This window comes from Porphyromonas sp. COT-108 OH1349 (assembly GCF_000768755.1).
Classification (GTDB): Bacteria; Bacteroidota; Bacteroidia; order Bacteroidales; family Porphyromonadaceae; genus Porphyromonas_A; species Porphyromonas_A canoris.
In genome coordinates, this window is the sequence record NZ_JRAH01000041.1 from 1 (window position 1) to 390 (window position 390).

Annotated in this window: 1 pseudogene; it reads left to right on the forward strand. The window is 50.8% G+C overall.

The annotated features are described in order from the left end of the window. A pseudogene (locus JT26_RS10870) lies at positions 1–390 on the forward strand (hypothetical protein); the annotation flags it as partial.

Genomic DNA, 390 nt, shown 5'->3' on the forward strand with positions numbered 1-390 from the left:
CGTTGTCCTGCACCCATAACTCCCTCACCTCGCTGGATGTGAGCAAGAACACGGCTTTGACAATATTCTACTGCTCGATTAACCCGAATCTAAGCTCCTTGAAGATCTCGAGCAGCATAAATGATAGGTTGTGGGTCAACGACTGCAAGCTGAGCGCGAAGACACTGAACGAGATATTCACCACGCTTCCCGATGTAAAAGGGCTGACCGAAGGCGAGAAGAAGATCGGGATCGCAAACAATCCGGGCACGGCAGCGTGCAACAAGAAGATCGCAACAGACAAAGGCTGGAAATTGGATGTCGAAGATACTCCGCCTGCCGGCAACAGCATGACGATGACGACAGAGAAAAAGGTAGGCGAAAAGATAGAGTTGCGCATGAATGCCGAAC